4 protein-coding genes and 1 pseudogene are annotated in these 3692 nt (G+C 39.1%); all 5 read right to left on the reverse strand.

Features of this window, described 5'->3' with window-relative positions; genetic code table 11:
• Nucleotides 1-185 precede the first annotated feature (185 nt).
• Entirely contained in the window at nucleotides 186-929 is a 744-nt protein-coding gene (locus tag JOC94_RS22460; RefSeq protein ID WP_077111655.1) for a transposase, read from the reverse strand.
• A gap of 74 nt (nucleotides 930-1003) precedes the next feature.
• A complete protein-coding gene (locus JOC94_RS22465) occupies nucleotides 1004-1207 on the reverse strand; it encodes a hypothetical protein (RefSeq protein WP_077111654.1) in 204 nt (67 codons plus the stop codon).
• Between the two features lie 302 nt (nucleotides 1208-1509).
• Nucleotides 1510-2736 (reverse strand): annotated as a pseudogene (locus JOC94_RS22470) (IS110 family RNA-guided transposase).
• A 317-nt stretch (nucleotides 2737-3053) separates the two neighbouring features.
• Nucleotides 3054-3260, reverse strand: coding sequence for a hypothetical protein (locus tag JOC94_RS22475; RefSeq protein WP_077111652.1), 207 nt, complete (start codon nucleotides 3258-3260; stop codon nucleotides 3054-3056).
• Complete coding sequence (locus tag JOC94_RS22480; RefSeq protein WP_205180417.1) at nucleotides 3260-3541, reverse strand: sigma-70 family RNA polymerase sigma factor; 282 nt, start codon at nucleotides 3539-3541, stop codon at nucleotides 3260-3262. The genes JOC94_RS22475 and JOC94_RS22480 overlap by 1 nt, the downstream gene beginning before the upstream one ends.
• Nucleotides 3542-3692 lie beyond the last annotated feature (151 nt).

A 3692-nucleotide genomic window follows, 5' to 3' on the forward strand; every position in this document is an offset into this window, starting at 1 on the left:
GCAAGCAGCTTCGCTGTGGCTGTGCTTTGATGAATACACAAATTTAACATTATGCAAAGGTCGAAAACTTTTACACATAAATGTGGACTTGACTCTGTAGCCTGCATCGGCAAACCAGACCCAGCGAGTTTCTCCATATGCGGGATGAAACAGCGCGTGTCAGTGGGGCGTTGATGGATAGAATACTAAACGATGAACTGGTTTTTCGTTGCTGCCTGTACGTTATATCCGGGCTTTAGCTGGCCGTTTTTCATGTAGTCATCCTTCATGCGCATGAAAGTGGCATCAGGGTCTGTTTTTGAAAAGCTGTTACGGTCGCCGAATGTCTCATGATACATGCGATATTTGTGGATACGCGGTACAAAGTTCTCACGGATCATCTTCACCGGCTTTTTCAACGTACTGCGGCGCTTCCGTAGTTCTTTGCGAACAGGCACTTCTTCGGCTGCTTCGATTTCTTGCGTCAAGGCATCAACCTTCTTTTCGAGCTGACTGGCGATTGACTCAAGCCGCTCAGGTGTCGCTTCCCCTTTCGGTAGATCCGCAAGCTCCAAAGCTTCCGCCTCGGCAATTTCATCGATCTGCTGAAGCATTTCTTTGATTTTCTCTTTCAGTTTCTCTTCAAAACGAATGGTGGATTTTTTCCACACGAAAGAATTCTTATTGGCATTGGCCTCCAGTTTGGTGCCATCCAAGAAGTAGCTTTCCAATGTGATGTATCCTTCTTCAATCAGCCGAACAATCATGGCTTCAAACAATTCATCCATCAGGTTTTTCATGCGCTTGCCCCGAAAGTCGTTGATAGTACGAAAATCCAGCTGATGCATCGCAGCCAGCCACATGGCTGGAACATTTTCCCTGGTCAACTTCTCAATCTCTTGACAGGAATACACCCTTTGGGAATAAGCATATAGAATGACTTTGAGCATTCATTTAGGATGAAACGGAGGACGACCGCCGCCGGAATAATGGGATGCCAATTGCTCATCAGGAATGGATTCGATCATCTCATCGACCACACGGGCGACATGATGTTCTGGGATGAGCCGAGCCCTTCCGCATCCAAAATGGCAAAGCTTTGGCGGTTATTGTAGGTTTTAAACTTGGGGGCAGTATAGGTCTTGGTTACAAATGGTTTCACTTTTACCTCTAGAGGAAGAATCATTTGTGCGCTATACTCGTTATTAGTAATCTTCGGATTGCTCATAAAAAATCGTCCTTTCTGAAATGTTTGTTTGCCCACTTACATTTTACTAGATGGGACGATTTTTTTTATAGAAAACTTTCATTAAAAGATAACGGGGCTGTCACTGAAAATCAGTTTTTACTGACTTTCTGGACAGCCTCTTCTTACCTCTAGTCAAGTAGTTTTAGATAAATCTTTTTAGGGAGATGGACTTATTTTTGGAGGAAGGGGGTACCCCCTTCCAAAAAATAAGTTTGCGCATGCCAAAGAGACCTAACGAAATTCATTTTTTCGAAAGGTCAACTATATAGTAGAAGTACTGATTACGAACTGGTTGAGACTACTTCGTAATTGTAGGTAATACTGTGTGTAATTAGGTGAAATGCTACTTTCAAGAACTTGTTCACACAGACAATTGACGCAACTTTATGGGGCTTTCCTTGAAGTTGCGTTTTTAATTTGTCATAATAATCCACCAAGTGATTCCCACCGAATCGACGTAATTTAATCAATCGTCTGAATCATATAAAACAATATTTTTCGTAGCTTATTATTTCCTCGTTTATTGATCTTATCTTTGTAATAGGTATTTCCTAATTGATAACGCATCACATCAATTCCAACATAGGTATTTAACTGTTTATGACTTTTAAAACGGCCGATATCCCCAAGCTCTCCGATGATACGAACAGCTGTCGCTTCGCCGATACCTGGAAAGGAAATCAGTACGTGATATTCTGTTCTTCCCTGCGACAACTCAACCATTTGTTTCACTAGCTCTTCTTTCTTTTCTCTTAAATCCGCGATTCTTTTCGCATAGTCACGTGCTTGTTCACAACGCACGTCGTTTTTTGAAATCGCCGGATACGAATCCTTCGCAGCTTCTAGTAAAGCGAGTCCTTTTACGTCTGCTCGCGAAAGAGATAGATTCTTTCTTGTATTCGCTTTTAGCTGATTACGAATGATGGTTTTAGAACAAGCGAGTACGTCATCGGGATGTGGATAGAGCTGTACGACATTGAGAAAAAGTGCCGAGCCGAGCGTGTCGAAAATAGTGTTTCTAATTCCGGAAAACTGAGTTGTAGAGTGGCATGCTGGCGACTAAATAGATAAGTGATTTCATGATCTTATTCATTATAGTAACGTGTGAGTGCTCGCATTTGTTTATAATAATCTTCTTCCTGATAAGTAGCTGTACGTTCAACCTGAAAATGTGATTTTGCGAGTTCATGCGCATCGCTTGTGTCTGTTTTTTGTCGACGCATCGAGGCCATTTGAAGGTGCGCTTCCAGAGGGTTCACTCGATGGTAGGTATAACCTGCCGTTTGAAAAAATCGTTCTACTGATGCGGAATATACACCTGTTGCTTCAAATACAATCTCTGGTGCTTGTCCATCCTGTTTTGTTAAGGTTTGGAGCTGCTCATTCAACATTTTCGAATGAGATTTAGTATAAAGAAGTTCTCCTTCAAATTCACATTGGTGATATCGGTTGTAAATCACCATCGTACTTTTCCCCATCCTTACATCAAGAGCGACTACATGTTGCATATCCATTTCTCCTTTTTAGCCAATCACAGAAGTCTTCACAGTGCCTTATCGATTCCATTTTCTTTTACACGATCTCTACGGATCCAACATACTAAACTGATTCACATAAGGGTGTGAAGATGGTCGGTTTTTAATGCGGACTCTTCATCGATCCCACGGGGCTGTTCGAACTTGCTTCACTTCTACTATAAAAAAATAGTAGCACAAAATCTAGCCTTGGTTTGTACTACTAATGTTAGTATGTTTTTATTGCATTTTTTCATTGTCTAATTAAATGTATGTGTCCCGACTGCCGCACTCTAAAGTCCTGACACGCCTCATTCGAAGCCCCCTTGTTTTTGAATAAACTCAAAAAAGCCCGGAGTATATTCATTTTTTAAGATACTAATTTTGTCAATTATTTTTATTTTTATTTCTTGTTCCAGGTCTTCTCTTTCATCTGGTATTGTTTGTCTAATATGTTTTTTAATTCTATTATCAAGAATTTGTAATATCAGTTCTATTTCTTCATCTTGTATTTTCATTATTGTTCACTCCTTTTAGTATTTTCGTTAATAATGCTTTTTAATTGTTTTAACGTCTTTTTATGCCAATAACTAATATTTTGTTCTGTTTGGCCAAAATACTCTGCAATATTTTTATTGTTATACCCTTTCACATAATATAAATATAAAATCTGTATCTGTTTTTTGTTTAATTTAGTTAAAGCATTATACAGTGATGGATTTTCTATATTAAACTTGTATTTTTGTATATTTTCTTTGCATATCAAGTGTTCTTCAGGTGTTTTTGTTTCACTTCTCATGAAACTACCAACTGTTGTATCAGATTCATTCCGATTTATTGGTTTATCGAAAGTCATATAAATGTCAACGATGATATGTACACTTTTGACTGTTTTAATATGTACAATTTTGATAAAAGACAATGGCTACAGGAACCCTAACTATATACAG

The organism is Siminovitchia thermophila (assembly GCF_016909185.1).
Taxonomy (GTDB): domain Bacteria; phylum Bacillota; class Bacilli; order Bacillales; family Bacillaceae_C; genus Siminovitchia; species Siminovitchia thermophila.